Source organism: Zoogloea sp. 1C4 (assembly GCF_009469605.1).
GTDB classification, from domain to species: Bacteria; Pseudomonadota; Gammaproteobacteria; order Burkholderiales; family Rhodocyclaceae; genus Zoogloea; species Zoogloea oryzae.
Map to the genome: position 1 here is coordinate 20,627 of NZ_SSXU01000021.1, position 13,764 is coordinate 34,390.

The 13,764-nt window shown below is 66.8% G+C and carries 17 protein-coding genes; 5 read left to right on the top strand and 12 right to left on the bottom strand.

Translation table 11 applies throughout. The features are described 5' to 3' along the window. Nucleotides 1–3: 3 nt before the first annotated feature. The 3 genes from accB to GH681_RS18820 form a co-directional block, all read right to left on the bottom strand. Entirely contained in the window at nucleotides 4–459 is a 456-nt protein-coding gene (gene accB / locus GH681_RS18810; protein ID WP_153163080.1) for an acetyl-CoA carboxylase biotin carboxyl carrier protein, read from the bottom strand. A 279-nt stretch (nucleotides 460–738) separates the two neighbouring features. Further along, nucleotides 739–1,293, bottom strand: coding sequence for a TlpA disulfide reductase family protein (locus GH681_RS18815; RefSeq protein ID WP_153163081.1), 555 nt, complete (start codon nucleotides 1,291–1,293; stop codon nucleotides 739–741). Next, entirely contained in the window at nucleotides 1,290–1,850 is a 561-nt protein-coding gene (locus GH681_RS18820) for a hypothetical protein (RefSeq protein ID WP_228111994.1), read from the bottom strand. Before GH681_RS18820 ends, GH681_RS18815 begins: the two co-directional genes overlap by 4 nt. A 153-nt stretch (nucleotides 1,851–2,003) precedes the next feature. On the opposite strand from GH681_RS18820, the gene mpl reads away from it, so the two are divergent. The 3 genes from mpl to GH681_RS18835 all read left to right on the top strand — a co-directional run bounded on the left by mpl (nucleotide 2,004) and on the right by GH681_RS18835 (nucleotide 4,553). After that, nucleotides 2,004–3,350 (top strand): UDP-N-acetylmuramate:L-alanyl-gamma-D-glutamyl-meso-diaminopimelate ligase, encoded by a 1,347-nt coding sequence (gene mpl, locus GH681_RS18825; protein ID WP_153163083.1) that lies wholly within the window; start codon nucleotides 2,004–2,006, stop codon nucleotides 3,348–3,350. A gap of 154 nt (nucleotides 3,351–3,504) precedes the next feature. Beyond that, nucleotides 3,505–4,200: a hypothetical protein gene (locus GH681_RS18830; RefSeq protein WP_153163084.1), complete on the top strand. Its 696-nt coding sequence runs from the start codon at nucleotides 3,505–3,507 to the stop codon at nucleotides 4,198–4,200. A gap of 128 nt (nucleotides 4,201–4,328) precedes the next feature. Then, a complete protein-coding gene (locus GH681_RS18835; RefSeq protein ID WP_153163085.1) occupies nucleotides 4,329–4,553 on the top strand; it encodes a hypothetical protein in 225 nt (74 codons plus the stop codon). On the opposite strand, the gene GH681_RS18840 is transcribed toward GH681_RS18835, so the two are convergent. From GH681_RS18840 to GH681_RS18855, 4 genes are read right to left on the bottom strand one after another with little or no spacing between them, the layout of a single operon-like run. After that, nucleotides 4,550–5,581, bottom strand: a complete 1,032-nt coding sequence (locus GH681_RS18840; RefSeq protein WP_228111984.1) for a heme A synthase — start codon at nucleotides 5,579–5,581, stop codon at nucleotides 4,550–4,552. The two genes, GH681_RS18835 and GH681_RS18840, sit on opposite strands and share 4 nt — an antisense overlap. Next, nucleotides 5,578–6,477 carry a heme o synthase gene (gene cyoE / locus GH681_RS18845; protein ID WP_153163086.1) on the bottom strand — a complete coding sequence of 300 codons (900 nt, stop codon included), beginning with the start codon at nucleotides 6,475–6,477 and terminating at the stop codon, nucleotides 5,578–5,580. Before cyoE ends, GH681_RS18840 begins: the two co-directional genes overlap by 4 nt. A gap of 33 nt (nucleotides 6,478–6,510) precedes the next feature. Further along, nucleotides 6,511–7,101, bottom strand: a complete 591-nt coding sequence (locus GH681_RS18850; RefSeq protein WP_153163087.1) for an SCO family protein — start codon at nucleotides 7,099–7,101, stop codon at nucleotides 6,511–6,513. Continuing rightward, the gene (locus GH681_RS18855) at nucleotides 7,098–7,868 is read right to left on the bottom strand and encodes an SURF1 family protein (RefSeq protein ID WP_228111985.1); all 771 of its coding nucleotides are present in this window, start codon (nucleotides 7,866–7,868) and stop codon (nucleotides 7,098–7,100) included. The genes GH681_RS18850 and GH681_RS18855 overlap by 4 nt, the downstream gene beginning before the upstream one ends. Here GH681_RS18855 and GH681_RS23380 point away from each other — a divergent pair. Further along, nucleotides 7,858–8,052 carry a twin transmembrane helix small protein gene (locus GH681_RS23380; protein WP_194271277.1) on the top strand — a complete coding sequence of 65 codons (195 nt, stop codon included), beginning with the start codon at nucleotides 7,858–7,860 and terminating at the stop codon, nucleotides 8,050–8,052. The two genes, GH681_RS18855 and GH681_RS23380, sit on opposite strands and share 11 nt — an antisense overlap. Here GH681_RS23380 and GH681_RS18865 read toward each other — a convergent pair. From GH681_RS18865 to GH681_RS18885, 5 genes are all read right to left on the bottom strand, one after another. After that, nucleotides 8,040–8,912, bottom strand: coding sequence for a cytochrome c oxidase subunit 3 (locus GH681_RS18865; protein ID WP_153163090.1), 873 nt, complete (start codon nucleotides 8,910–8,912; stop codon nucleotides 8,040–8,042). The two genes, GH681_RS23380 and GH681_RS18865, sit on opposite strands and share 13 nt — an antisense overlap. Further along, nucleotides 8,909–9,478, bottom strand: a complete 570-nt coding sequence (locus GH681_RS18870) for a cytochrome c oxidase assembly protein (RefSeq protein ID WP_153163091.1) — start codon at nucleotides 9,476–9,478, stop codon at nucleotides 8,909–8,911. Before GH681_RS18870 ends, GH681_RS18865 begins: the two co-directional genes overlap by 4 nt. Nucleotides 9,479–9,612: 134 nt before the next feature. Beyond that, entirely contained in the window at nucleotides 9,613–11,211 is a 1,599-nt protein-coding gene (gene ctaD / locus GH681_RS18875; protein ID WP_153163092.1) for a cytochrome c oxidase subunit I, read from the bottom strand. A 12-nt stretch (nucleotides 11,212–11,223) separates the two neighbouring features. Further along, nucleotides 11,224–12,423: a cytochrome c oxidase subunit II gene (coxB, locus tag GH681_RS18880; protein ID WP_228111986.1), complete on the bottom strand. Its 1,200-nt coding sequence runs from the start codon at nucleotides 12,421–12,423 to the stop codon at nucleotides 11,224–11,226. Nucleotides 12,424–12,453: 30 nt separating this feature from the next. After that, the gene (locus GH681_RS18885) at nucleotides 12,454–12,921 is read right to left on the bottom strand and encodes a DUF2244 domain-containing protein (protein ID WP_194271276.1); all 468 of its coding nucleotides are present in this window, start codon (nucleotides 12,919–12,921) and stop codon (nucleotides 12,454–12,456) included. A 139-nt stretch (nucleotides 12,922–13,060) separates the two neighbouring features. Between GH681_RS18885 and GH681_RS18890 the strand changes: the two genes are divergently transcribed. Continuing rightward, nucleotides 13,061–13,660: an SCO family protein gene (locus GH681_RS18890; RefSeq protein WP_153163129.1), complete on the top strand. Its 600-nt coding sequence runs from the start codon at nucleotides 13,061–13,063 to the stop codon at nucleotides 13,658–13,660. Nucleotides 13,661–13,764: the final 104 nt, after the last annotated feature.

Here is a 13,764-nt window from a genome sequence, read left to right on the forward strand (position 1 = left end):
GATTTAGCCGATGATGAACAGCGGTTCGCCGAATTCCACGGGTTCGCCGTTGGTGACGAGGATCGCCTTGATGACACCGGCGGCGTCGGCCTCGATCTCGTTCATGAGCTTCATGGCTTCGATGATGCACAGCACGTCGCCCACGGCGACGGTCTGGCCGACTTCGGCCAGCGGCTTGGCGCCCGGGGCGCTGGCGCGGTAGAAGGTGCCGACCATCGGCGACTTGACCTCGTGGCCTTCGGGCACGGCGGGTTCGGCGGCAGCCGGGGCGGCTGCGGCAACCGGCGCAGCGGCGGGGGCCGGCGCGGCGGCGGGCATCTGGGTGACGTAATTGACCGGGGCCGGGCCGGAAGCGTGCTTGGCGATGCGGACCTTTTCCTCGCCTTCGGTGACTTCGAGTTCGGAAATGCCGGATTCCTGGACCAGATCGATCAATTTCTTGAGCTTGCGAAGATCCATTGTGTTCCCCTTGAATGAGCTGGTCCCCGCCGAAGGGCAGGGAGCCGGTATCTGGAATTAGGCGCGAAGGGCGCTAGGACGGAAGCGCGCAGGTGCGGGGGTGTGCGCCGCTCGGACGAGCGTGCGGAAAATCACGGCCCCGGGGCCGGGCTGAACATGCGCGCAGTGCAGCGTCTGTTCAGCCGAGGTGATGGCCCAATGGCGGTTTTTGCGCGTCATGGACGCAAGTTTGCCGTAATTCGGCGCAAGTTGTCCACCGCCAGGGGCTGGCGGCGGGGTTCAGGAGCCGGTCAGTTCAGCCAGTTTGCGGTCGAGTTCGTCTTCGGACAGGGTGCCCAGCTTGACGAGGCCGAGCTGGCCATTTTGGGTGACGATCACGGTGAAGGGCAGCGCCTGGGAGGTGTTGCCGAGGGCTTCGGTGAGCCCCACGACTGACGGCGAGGCGATAACCAGCGGGTAGCTGACCTTGTTGGCCGCCTGGAAATCGCGCACGTTGTCGGCGGTGTCGATGCTGATCCCCACGAACTGGACGCCCTTGTCCTGGTATTTGGCGCTCATCGCCGAGAAGGCGGGGATTTCCTTGCGGCATGGCGGGCACCAGGTGGCCCAGAAGTTCACCACCAGCACCTTGCCCTTCCAGTTTGCGAGGGGCTGTTTGGCGCTGCCGCTGTCTGGCAGCTCCAGCGCGAGGAGCTTGTCGAGGGCGGCCTGCTGTTCGGGCGAGGCGGTGGGGGCGCTGGCCGGGGGCGTGTTGCGGCGGGCCGAGTAGATGCCGGCGGCGCCGGCGGCCAGGGCGACGATGATGACGAGGACGATGCGGAGGGTTCGGTTCATGGCGTGGTGCCGGCGGTGGCCGGCGTGTTGCTGACGAGGGCTTCGACGACGGAGCGGCGGGCGCGTTCCATCTGCCGTGCGCCGTGGGCGCCGCGGCGGCTGACGCGCTCGATGTCCTGGGCGTAGATGCGCAGCTTGAAGGGGATGTCGTCCCAGTCGAAGACGAGGATGGCCTCGGGCCCGTCGGGCTGGTTGCGGCGCGGCTCGCGGTGTTCGTAGGCGACGTTCTGGTTGAGGAAGAAGATCTCGACTTCCTTGGCGCTCTCGGGGAAGAGGTCGATCTCGACCTCGGAGTAACGGCCGGCGGTGCCTTCGAGCACGGCACCGGTGAGATAGGGGCGGAAGGCGTCGAGTTCGCGCATCACCTCGATGGCAGCAAGGCGCATCACCTGCTGGCGTTCAAGGTGCTCCTCATCCTGGAAAACCGCCAGATAGGTGCGGACCTCGGCCTCGATCTCGGCGTTGTTGGGCAGTTCGTCGGCGTTGACGGCGCCCAGCTGGCGGGCGGCCTTGCGCTTGGCGAAGCCGTAATCGCTGATGCCGTCTTCGGCGATCATCCGGGCGGCCAGCGCGGCGATCTCGCGGCGGAGGTTGCTGCGATGGGGAACGGCAGGGCGCGGCATGGGCGGTCGGAGCTCCCCGTTCGATTAGAATAGGCCCCATTCTACACACGACTGTTGCGGCGCTGTTTCGGCCGCCTTCTGGATTCCATGCATATTCATATTCTTGGCATTTGCGGCACTTTCATGGGTGGCGTGGCGCTGCTGGCGCGGGCCGCCGGCCACAAGGTGACGGGCTGCGACGCCAACGTCTATCCGCCGATGAGCACCCAGCTCGAAGAGCAGGGCATCGGCCTCGTCGAAGGTTATGGCGTCGATCAGCTAGGCCTTGCGCCGGATGTCTTCGTGGTCGGCAACGCGATCTCCCGCGGCAACCCGCTCCTCGAGGCGATCCTCGACCAGGGGCTGCCGTACGTCTCGGGCCCCCAGTGGCTGGCCGAGAACGTGCTGCAGGGGCGCTGGGTGATGGCGGTGGCCGGCACCCACGGCAAGACGACGACCACCTCGCTGCTGGCGTGGATCCTCGAAGATGTCGGCATGAAGCCGGGCTTTCTGGTGGGCGGTGTGCCCAAGAACTTCGGCGTGTCGGCGCGCCTGGGCGAGACGCCCTTCTTCGTGATTGAGGCCGACGAATACGACACCGCCTTTTGCGACAAGCGCTCCAAGTTCGTCCATTACCGCCCGCGCACGGCGATCCTCAACAACCTGGAGTTCGACCACGCGGACATCTTTGCCGATCTGCCGGCGATCGAAACCCAGTTCCACCATCTGGTGCGGATCATTCCCAAGTCGGGCCGGATCGTCGCCAACGGGGCCGAGGAGTCGCTGCAACGGGTGATCCAGCGCGGCTGCTGGTCGGAGCTCGAATGGTTCAACGACGCCGCCGGTTGGTCGGTGGCCGAGGGCGCCTTCGAGGACGAAGTGGTGGTGCGTTTCGAGGGCCGCGAGATCGGCCGCAGGCGCCTGCCCCTGTCGGGCACCCACAACCGGGCCAATGCGCTGGCCGCCATCGCCGCCGCCCGCCACGTGGGCGTGACGCCTGAAGTGGCGCTGGACGCGCTGACCCGCTTCGAGGGCGTCAAGCGCCGGCTCGAGGTGCGCGGCACGGTGCGCGACGTGACGGTCTACGACGACTTCGCGCATCACCCCACCGCGATCACCCTCACCGTCGAGGGCCTGCGCCGGCAGGTGGGCGACGCGCGCATCCTGGCGGTGCTGGAGCCGCGCTCCAACACCATGAAGCTGGGCGTGATGAAGGATCAGCTGCCGGCCAGCCTGGCCCAGGCCGACAAGGTGTTCTGCTACGCCGCCAACCTGGGCTGGGACGCCCGCGGCGCGCTGGCGCCCATCGCCGGCAAGACGGTGGTCGAGGACGACCTGGACGCGCTGGTGAAGGCCATCGTCGCCGAGGCGAAGGCAGGTGACCGCATCCTGGTGATGAGCAACGGCGGCTTCGGCGGCATCCACGGCAAGCTGCTCGCCGCGCTGGCGGGCTGATCCGCCGGCCCCGCTCCAGCCGGCGGCGCGGGGCGCTTTAGTTGAGCATGTCGCCGACGTGAGAGAAGATACAGAATCTGGAAATAAGAAGTTGCGGCTGAAAGGCGGGGGCTCAATCGCTGCCCCCTCGACCCCCGCTATTGGAGGTTTTGTGATGACATTCCGTCAAATTCTTCTTGCGTCTGCCGCTGTTGGGGCCATGGTGCCTGCCATGCCAGCCCTGTCGGGTGATGACCTGATGGTTGCCCCGCACTATAAAGATTTTACAGACCGTCGTGTTGTCGGCTCCGCTGCGCGTTCGTTTGTGAAGCGATTTACAGATTTAGCTACTTTGCCTGCTGTAGAAGACGCTGGAATGCGAGATTTCTTGAATTCGACATTCAGGGTTGCGGCTGATTTTGATCAGCCCATCACAGATGCCGCGCGCACTTTTACCGAGCTGTTGCAAAAGCCTCAAAAGGCATCCGACCCCATTGTTTATACCCACCTGAACCCTATCAGCCCAGAAGGCGTAGTCACCACATTTGCCGCGCGTGCGCCAGATGATGTCTTGGCCAGCTCCTCTACAGGTTTTGAATGGGGAGGCCAGATGGTTGCCTTCAGATATTGTATTGAGGTAAAGGGCCAAGTGGTATCGTATGGCGGTGTTGGTTATAACGGCTTGCCTGTTGCGCCAACTTCTGGGTCATCAATTCCGCGTAAAGTGGGTAAACCGATAATCGACCCCGCGACAGGTGCTGTTGTGGTGGACGCTGCCACAGGTCAGCCGCGCACATCCTTTGTTTTTGCCTGTAAAGCGGTGTTGGCTCAGCCAATCAAAGATTACATTGCATCCCGTTTAGGTCGATGAATATCAATATCACGACTACCTTTCCCTTCCACGCTCTCGCCCCCAGAAGGACGACCTGAATCCAGTCGTCGCGCTGCGCGCTCGGGCTGCTTCACCTGCTCAAACGTGTTCACAGGCCCACGCGGCTTTTGCAGTTCCTCTTCCTTGATCTCGGCGGCAATGCGCTGCCGCTCTGTCTTGTGCCATGTCTCATCAAGCTGTTCCAGCTCGTGGCGCTGCTTCTTTTCCAGCCTTCGGACCTCTTCCGCGTAACGCGCAGCCTGTGCCCGCTGTGCGGCTTCGTCAGCGGCTTCCTCTCTTGCGGTGCGCCCTGTGACCTCGGAAAGCCACTTGGACAGACGGTGATGCTCTAGCGCACTACCTCGAAACGCCTCGGAAAGCCCGCCGCTGGCACCCGGCCGCGGGCTTTTTCTCGCTCGAACACCCGGGCCACGGCGGCCAGGGTGGCGCATAGCAGCAGCGCCGCGCCGGTGTTGTGGGCGACGGCCAGCGGCAGCGGGAGCTGCAGCAGCACGTTGGCGATGCCGAGGCTGATCTGCAGCGCCAGCGCCGCCAGCAGCGCCATGCCGTGCCGGCGTAGCAGCGGCTGGCGACACAGCAGCACGCCCAGGCCGCCGACGACGATCAGCACCACGCCGGCGAACAGCCGGTGGGTGAAGTGGATGGCGGTGAGGGCCGCGCCGGGCAGCAGCGCGCCGGAGGCGGTGGCGCCCAGCTCGCGATCGAGCGTGAAGGCGTGGTGGGTGTCCATCTCGGGCCACCAGTTGCCCTGGCAGGTTGGGAAATCCGCGCAGATGGCGGCGGCGTAGTTGCTGCTCACCCAGCCGCCCAGGGCGATCTGCGTGAGCACCGCCAGCAGCGCGCCAGCGGCCAGCAGGCGCAGGCCGGCGGAGGCGGCGGGCCGTGCCGGGCGATGCTCGCGCAGCCACAGCAGGGCGAGGAGGGCGAGCGTGGTCATGCCGCCCAGAAGGTGGCTGGTGACGATCACCGGCTTGAGGAGCTTCGTCACCGTGAGCATGCCGAGCAGCGCCTGGCCGATCACCACCGCCAGCAGCGCCACCTCCAGCCACGGTCCGCGCCGGGCCCGCTGGCGCCACGCAAGCACTGCAAGGCCGAGGATGCACAGCCCCAGCGTGCCGGCGGCGTAGCGGTGGATCATCTCCTTCCAGGCCTTGGGCGCCTCCACCGGCTTGCCGAAGGCGGCCTCGGCGCGGGTGACTTCGTGGGCCGCTTCGGGCACGCCGATCAGCTGGCCGTAGCAGCCGGGCCAGTCGGGGCAGCCAAGGCCGGCGTCGGACAGGCGTACCCAGGCGCCCATCGATACGACGACCAGCGCGAGTACCAGCGCGAGGCTGGCGAGGAGGCGGTAGCTTCTGCTCACAGCAACCGATCCAGGAAGAGCGCCGCAAACAGCCCGGTGAGGTAGATCAGCGAGTAGCGGAAGGCGTGGCGGGCGCGGGCGTCGGAGTAATGCCGCCACAGCACCCAGGCTTCGCGCAGGTAGCCCAGGTTGAGCACGCTCACCAGTGCCACGTAGATGCCGCCCGAGAGGCCGAGGGTGGCGGGCAGGTACGAGACCGCCGCCAGCAGCACGGTGTACAGCAGGATGTGCAGGCAGGTGAGCGGCACGCCGTGGCTCACCGGCAGCATCGGCAGGCCGGCGCGGGCGTATTCCTCGCGGCGGTAGCAGGCCAGCGCCCAGAAGTGCGGCGGCGTCCACAGGAAGATGATGAGGAACAGGGCCAGCGCCGGCAGGCCGATGGAGTCGGTCATCGCGGCCCAGCCGAGCACCGGCGGCATCGCCCCGGAGGCGCCGCCGATCACGATGTTCATGGGCGTGGCGGGCTTGAGGATCAGCGTGTAGACGATGGCGTAGCCGAGGAAGGTGGCGAGGGTGAGCCACATGGTGAGCGGATTGACCGCCACGTGGAGCAGCCACAGCCCGGCGCCGCCGGTGAGGCAGGCGAGGGTGAGCGTCTCGGCGGGGGTGATGATGCCCAGTGGCAGCGGCCGGCCGCGGGTGCGCGCCATGCGGGCGTCGATGGTGCGTTCCACCAGGCAGTTGATCGCCGCTGCCGCGCCGGCCACGAGGGCGATGCCGACGGTCGCCGCAACCATCAGCCCGGCCGGTGGCCAGCCGGGTACGGCAAGGAACATTCCGATCATCGCGGTGAATACGATCAGGCTGTTCACCCGCGGCTTGCACTGGGTGGCAAAGGCGGCCAGACGCAGGCGCAGGGGCGTGGCGAGGGCGGTGGTGCGGAGGGTCGTAGGCATCGTGGTCTCTCCGGTGGCGTGCGTGTGGTCTGGTCAGCCGGCCCAGGCGTAGCGGAGCAGGCGGTCCATGTCTTTGAGGATGTCCTTCGGGTCGGCGTCGGGGGCGTAGCGCAGGATGATCTGGCCCAGCGGATCGACCACGAAAACCCGGTGGCCGGCGGTGGTCAGGTCGAAGGCGTCGGCGGCGTCGGTGCCGGTGGCGACGAGCGGGTGCAGATCGGGCTGGATGGCGAGGAGCGGGGCGGGGTCGGCGCCGGGCTGGTCGGTGACCCAGGCGCGCTGCACCCGCGGCATCTGTTTGTAGAGGGCCACGTGTACCTGGCGGGTGATGGTGATCCACTGCCGGCAAGCCGCCTCGCAGGGGCCGCTGCCGGCGACGACGAGCGTCCAGTGGCCGTCGAAGTCGGCCTTGGCCACGGGCTTGCCGGCGGTGTCGGCGAGGGGCGGAACCGGGCGCGGCGGGGTGAGGAGCTCGCCATGGCTCGTCGCCTTGGCCGGCCGCCAGCCCCAGGCGTAGAGCCCGCCGCCGATGGCGAAGGGCAGGATCAGGAGCGCCACCACCAGCAGCAGCGGGCGGTAGCGGGCGAAGGGTGAGGCGGGCATGGTGGGGCTTCCTGCGCTCATGGCCGCCTCCAGCCGAGGGCGAACCAGATCAGCACCGCCGAGGCGGCAAAGCCGTACCACTGCAGGGCGTAGGAGAGATGGCGCTCGAAGCGCTCGTCGGGGCGCGGCCAGTCGCGTACGAAGCCGGCCGGGGCATCCGGGGCGAGCTGCACCACCACCGGCTGCAGCGGGTAGGGCGCGCTGCCGGCGAAGCGGGCCAGGTCGAGGTTCTGCCACACGGGCTGCCAGCCGGCCTGCGGGGCGTCGCCCAGGGTGAAGAAGCGCGTTCCGGGCACGACTGCGGTGCCGGAGAGCGTCACCGGCCCGGCCGGCGTGGCGACCTGCGGGATGTCGTCGTGGCGGGCGTTGGCGGGAATCCAGCCACGATTGACCAGCACCCGCATGTCGCTGCCGTCGATGCGCAGCGGCGTGAGCACGTGGTAGCCGGCCTGCTCCCGGTGGATGCGGTTATCGACGAGGAACTGGCGGTCGGTCTCGAAATGCCCGCGTACCGTCACCGGCCGCGAGCGCAGGGCGTCAGCATCGACCGGGGCTGCGCCGATGCTCACCGGCGCGTCGCCGCCCCGGCTGTCGAGCAGGTGCTGGGCGGCGAGCTTGCGGTCGGCCTTGGCGTGCTGCCAGTTGCCGAGCTGGATGCAGCCCGTCGCCACCGCCAGGGCCACGGCGCCGCCCCACCAGGACGGGCGGAAGCGCCGCCCGCTTGTGGCCGTCCGGGTGACGGCGCAGAATCGGGCGACGAAGTTGGGGGAGCGAGCCGTGCTGTTCAAGTTTGCCGTGGTGCTCATGCTGTTGCTGGTGATTGGCAGCCTCTTTTCGGGCTTGTTCTTCCTCTATCGAGACAAGGGGGCGGGCGACCGGGTTGTGCGGGCGCTGACCTTGCGCATCTCCCTCTCCCTGCTCCTCTTTGTGGCCTTGCTGCTCAGCTATCGCTTCGGGCCTTACAGCCAGTAGACGACGACGAACAGCAGCAGCCACACCACATCGACGAAGTGCCAGTACCAGGCCACCGCCTCGAAGGCGAAGTGGCGTTTGGCGTCGAAATGCCCCGACAGGCAGCGCCCGGCCACCACGGCCAGCATGATGGCGCCCAGCGTGACGTGGAAGCCGTGGAAGCCGGTGAGCATGAAGAAGGTGGCGCCATACACGCCGGCGCCCATGGTCAGGCCCAGCTCGGTGTAGGCGTGGTGGTATTCGTAGGCCTGGAAACCCAGGAAGATCACCCCCAGCAGCACCGTGAGGATGAGCCCGGCGTTGAGCTGCGCGCGCTTGCCCTGCATCAGCCCCCAGTGGGCCCAGGTGAGGGTGGCGCCGGAGGTGAGCAGCAGCGCGGTGTTGATCGCCGGAATGCCCCAGGCGCCCATCGGCGTGAAGCTGGCGCCCTTGGGGCCGGCCGAGGGCCAGGCGGCGGTGAAATCCTTGTACAGGGTGAAGGCCGGGTCCATGCCCGCCAGCGCCGGCACCGAGATGTTGCGGCAGTAGAACAGCGCGCCGAAGAAGGCCGCGAAGAACATCACCTCCGAGCCGATGAACCACACCATGCCCTGACGGAAGGATTGGTCTTCCCAGTCGGTGTAGGCCCCGCGTTGGTTCTCGGCGATCACCGCGCCAAACCACTTGAACAGCACCGCGATGATGACCGCCGCGCCCGTCGCCATCACCCACGGCCCGGGCGCGAAGTGGTTCATCAGAAGGATGAAACCCAGCGCCAGCAGGAACATCCCCCCCGACAGGATGAAGGGGTACAGGCTGGGTTGCGGCACGTAGTAGTGGCCGGCGTGGGGCGCGGCAGATCGGGCGTGGGATGCGTTCACTGGGTGCTCCCTGAGGGTGGGGTTGGGGCCGGGAAGAAGGCGTAGGCGAGGGTGAGCTCGCTGATCTCGGGGCCGATCTCCCGGTCGACGATGAAGGTCAGGGCCATCTCGCGGGATTCGCCAGGGGCGAGGGTCTGCTGGGTGAAGCAGAAGCAGTCGAGCTTCTTGAAGTGCTTTGCCGCCACGGTGGGCGACACGCTGGGTACGGCCTGGCCGACGATGGGTTTGTCGGAGAGGTTGCGCACCAGGAAGCGGGTGGTGCGCAGTTCGCCCGGGTGGAGTTCGATGGACGGCTCCAGCGGGCGGATCTCCCACGGCAGGCCGGGCATCAGGGTGGTGGTGAACTGCACGCCCAGCTTGCGGCTGGCGTCCAGCCCGCCGGGGGCCACGTCGCCGGCGGCGATGGCGTCCTTCAGCGTCTTGCCGTTGAAGCCCACGACCCGGCACAGGGTGTCGTAGAGCGGCACCAGCGCAAAGCCGAAGGCAAAGCACGCCGCCGCTAGCAGCACCAGCCGGCTGACGAGCCGGCCGTGGCTGCGGGGTGGGGGCAGGGTGGCTTCGCGCATGGCCTAGCGCTGGATGAAGAAGCCCACGATGTAGAGCCCCAGCGCCACGGCGCCAAGGGCCCACGCAAAGCGCGCGGACGACTTGCGGCGCTGGGCGAGGTCGAATTCGGTGAGGTGCATGGCGTCTTCCTTTCTCACTTGATGACCGGCTGGACATCCCACGAGTGGTGGGGCGGCGGCGAGCTGAGCTCCCACTCGAGGCCGCTGGTGCCTTCCCATACCTTGTCGCTGGCCCGCTGACCGCCGCGCACGCAGCGCCACACGTTCCAGGCGAACAGCAACTGGGACAGCCCCAGCACGAAGGCGCCCACCGTCGAGATGGCGTTGAACTCGGCGAACTGCAGGGCGTAGTCGGGGATGCGCCGGGGCATGCCGGCGAGGCCCAGGAAGAACTGCGGCATGAAGGTGAAGTTGAAGCTGATGACGGTGAGCCAGAAGTGCAGCTTGCCGAGCCGCTCGCTGTACATGTGGCCGGTCCATTTGGGCAGCCAGTAGTACACGCCGGTCATCACGCCCATGATCCCGCCGGCGAAGAGCGCGTAATGGAAGTGGGCGACCACGAAGTAGCTGTGGTGATACTGGGCGTCGGCGGCCACGTCGGCCAGCACCAGCCCGGTGAGCCCGGCGATGCCGAACAGCACGATGAAGCCGATGGCGAACAGCATCGGCGTCTCGAAGCTCATCGCACCGCGCCACATGGTGGCGATCCAGCAGAAGAACAGCACCGCCAGGGGCAGGGAGATGGCCATCGTGCTGTACATGAAGTACAGCAGCGCCGGCACCGGCAGCCCGGCGGTCATGAAGTGGTGAGCCCACACGATGAGCCCCAGCACGCCGATGGCGATGAAGCCATAGACCTGGGCGGTGTGGCCGTAGATCGGCTTGCGGGAGAAGGTGGACAGCACGTGGGGCATCAGCCCCCACACCGGCAGCAGCAGGATGTAGACCTCCGGGTGGCCGAAGAACCAGAACAGGTGCTGGAACAGGATCGGGTCGCCGCCGCCCGCCGCGTCGAAGAAGTGGGTGCCGAAGTGGCGGTCGGTGAGCAGCATCGTCACGCCGCCGGCGAGCACCGGCAGGGTGATGATGAGCAGCACCGCGGTCACCAGCCAGCCCCAGCAGAAGAGCGGCATCTTCATCAGCGTCATGCCCGGGGCGCGCATGTTGAGGATGGTGGCGATGATGTTGATCGAGCCCATGATCGAGCTGATGCCCAGGATGTGGATCGAGAAGATCGCGAAATCCACCCCGATGCCGCCCTGCACCGACAGCGGCGCGTAGAGCGTCCAGCCGGTGTCCACGGCGCCGTCGCCGATGCCGAAGATCGCCAGGATGAAGGGCATGGTGAGCAGCATGGCGGCCGGCGGCAGCAGCCAGAAGCCCCAGTTGTTGAGCCGCGGCAGGGCCATGTCGGGGGCGCCGATCATCAGCGGGATCATCCAGTTGGCAAAGCCGGTGGCGGCCGGCATCAGCGCCGCGAAGATCATCACCAGCGCATGCACGCCGATCAGCTGGTTGAAGAACTCGGGCTTCATCAGCTGCAGGCCGGGCTGGAAGAGTTCGGCCCGCACCGCCAGGATCATCGCGCCGCCGACGAAGAACATCAGCAGCGAGAAGGTCAGGTACATCGTGCCGATGTCCTTGTGGTTGGTGGTGGTGAGCCAGCGCATGAGCCCGGTGGGCTGATGACCGTGGCCGTCGTGGTGATCGAGGGCGTGGGTGGCGGTGTTCATCGTGCGGACTCCTTACCGAAGGGCCTTGATCTGGGCGGGCTGGATCATGTCGCCCCTGGCGTTGCCGAAGGCGTTGCGCTCATAGGTGACGATGGCGGCGATGTCGGTGTCCGACAGGGTGGTCTTGAACGCCTGCATCGCGGTGCCGGCCTTGCCGTTCATCACCCGGTCCACGTGGCTGTCGGGGATCAGCTTGCCCTCCGGCGAGAGCAGCGGGCCATTGACGATCTTGCTGCCGGCCAGCGCCGGGAAGGCCGGCGGCACGCCCTTGCCGTCGGGCTGGTGGCAGGCGGCGCATTGCTTCTCGTAGGCGTCCTTGCCGTGGGCGATGAGCTCGTCCTTGGTCCAGGTCTTGTCGCTGCCGGCGGCTGCGGCGGCGAGCTCGCCCTTCTTCTTGTCGACCCACGCGGCGTATTCGGCTTCGGGCACGGCGTGCACCACCACCGGCATGAAGCCGTGGTCCTTGCCGCACAGCTCGGCGCACTGGCCGCGGTAGATGCCGGGCTCCTCGATGCGCACCCAGGTCTCGCGCAGGAAGCCGGGGATGGCGTCGCGCTTTACGCCGAACTGCGGCACCCACCAGGTGTGGATCACGTCGGTGGAGGTGAGCAGGATGCGCACCTTCTTGCCCACCGGCAGCACCATCGGGTTATCCACTTCGAGCAGGTAGTGCTCGCCCTTGGCTTCCTTGCCCTCGATCTGCTCCCGCGGGGTGGACATGGTGCTGATGAAGCGGATGCCCGAATCCGGGTATTCGTACTGCCATTTCCACTGCATCCCGGTCACCTTCACCACCATGTCGGCCTTGGTGCGGGTGTCTTCCATCTCGATCACTGCGTGGAAGGCGGGGATGCCCATCAGCACGAAGTCGATGAACAGCAGGATGCCGAAGGGCACCAGCACCCAGAACCACTGCAGCGCGCCGGTGGGGCCGGTGAAGCGGGCGGGCTCTGCGCCGACGCTCTTGCGGTGCCTGACCATCGAATAGACCATGATCGCAAATACCACCACGAAGAGCACCGTGATGATCACCATGAACTCGTTGTGGATGTTCAGGGTGTCCCGGGCGATGGGGGTGACCGGGGTGGGGAAGTTCCAGCTGAAGTCGGCGAGGGCAGGGCCGGTGGCGAGGAGGGCGCCCAGTCCGGCAAGCAGGCCGGGGATGCGTGGGGCTGACTGAGTGAGGCGGATGCGGGGGTTGAGTGTCGTCAAGGCTCTACCTCTTCTCGTCGTGGGATGATGTCAGGGCTGCAGCCGCTGCCGGAGATCCATCGCCAGCATCTGGCGCTGGTCGGGTGTCATCAGTGCGCCGACCCGTGCGGTCTTGCCGTGGGAACGGATGCACACCAGCGGATCGTCGGGGCGCTCGCCTTCGAGGCTGACCCGGGCCCAGCCGGCATGAAAGCTGTGGTGCGATTCGCAGCCCGGCAGATGGCGGGTGACGGTCAGGCGGTCGCCTTCGAGGCGGATCGATTCGAACGAGGCATCGCGGCGCACAAGGGCACGCAGGGCGACGAAGAGAAGAAGGAGTTCAAGACCGGCAAAGGGCAGCACCAGCCACGCGCCCGCCAGCCAGAAACCGAGGCTGATGAGGATGCTCGCCGCCAGGATCAGGCCGATGAGGCCGCGGCGGACTGCTGGGGTGAGTGAGCGGTTCGGGCGCGCGATCCATTCACGCGCGCCCGCCGTCTCTCTTGTTGTTATAGCCATGGCGTCTCCTCCAGGCCCTGTCTGCGACTTTTTGACGCAGATCAAATTCTGGAGCCAGTGTAGCATCGTGCATCGTTTTTGCAGTGCACTTGAAAAACGCGCAAGCAGTTGAAACTTAAAGGGGTTTTAAATGATTTCGATGTTGCGCCGCACCATCGTGACGGGCCTGGCCCTTGGCCTGCTGGCGGCCTGCTCGCCGAAGGGGGATGGCGGGCCCGGCGCGGGTTTTGCCAGCACCGACATCACCGGCGCCCAGTATGGCCAGAGCCTCAAGCTCACCGACCACACCGGCACCGTCCGCACCCTGGCTGACTACAAGGGCAAGGTGGTGACGATCTTCTTCGGCTACACCCAGTGCCCCGACGTGTGCCCCACCAATCTGGTGAACATGGCCGAGGTGATGCGCCAGCTCGGGCCGGATTCCGACAAGGTGCAGGTGCTGTTCATCACTGTCGACCCGGAGCGCGACACACAGGAGCTGCTGGCCCAGTACGTGCCGGCCTTCGACCCGCGTTTCGTCGGCCTGCTTGGCGACGCAGCGACCACCGCCGCGGTGGCCAAGGATTTCAAGGTTTTCTACCAGAAGCAGGGCGACACGAGCGGCAAGGCCTACACCGTCGATCACTCCACCGGCACCTACGTCTTCGACCCCCAGGGCCGGCTGCGTCTGTACGTGAAGCATGGCGAAAAGCCCGAGGTGGTCGCTGGCGACATCCGCAAGCTGCTGGCGGGCAAGTAACCCGACCCGAAATCTGTGCCTATCGGATTTTCAATCTGATCGATCTGTGCCTATACCGGCTCTTGCCGGGCGCGGCACAAAACAAAAGGGCGGCCCTGAGGTCG

What these genes read in the sequence shown, in the direction of transcription:
- GH681_RS18885 (WP_194271276.1), bottom strand. Translation starts at nt 12,921, where the DNA reads ATGGCTATAACAACAAGAGAGACGGCGGGCGCGCGTGAATGGATCGCG.
- GH681_RS18830 (WP_153163084.1), top strand. Translation starts at nt 3,505, where the DNA reads ATGACATTCCGTCAAATTCTTCTTGCGTCTGCCGCTGTTGGGGCCATG.
- cyoE (WP_153163086.1), bottom strand. Translation starts at nt 6,477, where the DNA reads ATGCCTACGACCCTCCGCACCACCGCCCTCGCCACGCCCCTGCGCCTG.
- GH681_RS18890 (WP_153163129.1), top strand. Translation starts at nt 13,061, where the DNA reads ATGTTGCGCCGCACCATCGTGACGGGCCTGGCCCTTGGCCTGCTGGCG.
- ctaD (WP_153163092.1), bottom strand. Translation starts at nt 11,211, where the DNA reads ATGAACACCGCCACCCACGCCCTCGATCACCACGACGGCCACGGTCAT.
- GH681_RS18870 (WP_153163091.1), bottom strand. Translation starts at nt 9,478, where the DNA reads ATGCGCGAAGCCACCCTGCCCCCACCCCGCAGCCACGGCCGGCTCGTC.
- GH681_RS18850 (WP_153163087.1), bottom strand. Translation starts at nt 7,101, where the DNA reads ATGAGCGCAGGAAGCCCCACCATGCCCGCCTCACCCTTCGCCCGCTAC.
- mpl (WP_153163083.1), top strand. Translation starts at nt 2,004, where the DNA reads ATGCATATTCATATTCTTGGCATTTGCGGCACTTTCATGGGTGGCGTG.
- GH681_RS18820 (WP_228111994.1), bottom strand. Translation starts at nt 1,850, where the DNA reads ATGATCGCCGAAGACGGCATCAGCGATTACGGCTTCGCCAAGCGCAAG.
- GH681_RS18815 (WP_153163081.1), bottom strand. Translation starts at nt 1,293, where the DNA reads ATGAACCGAACCCTCCGCATCGTCCTCGTCATCATCGTCGCCCTGGCC.
- accB (WP_153163080.1), bottom strand. Translation starts at nt 459, where the DNA reads ATGGATCTTCGCAAGCTCAAGAAATTGATCGATCTGGTCCAGGAATCC.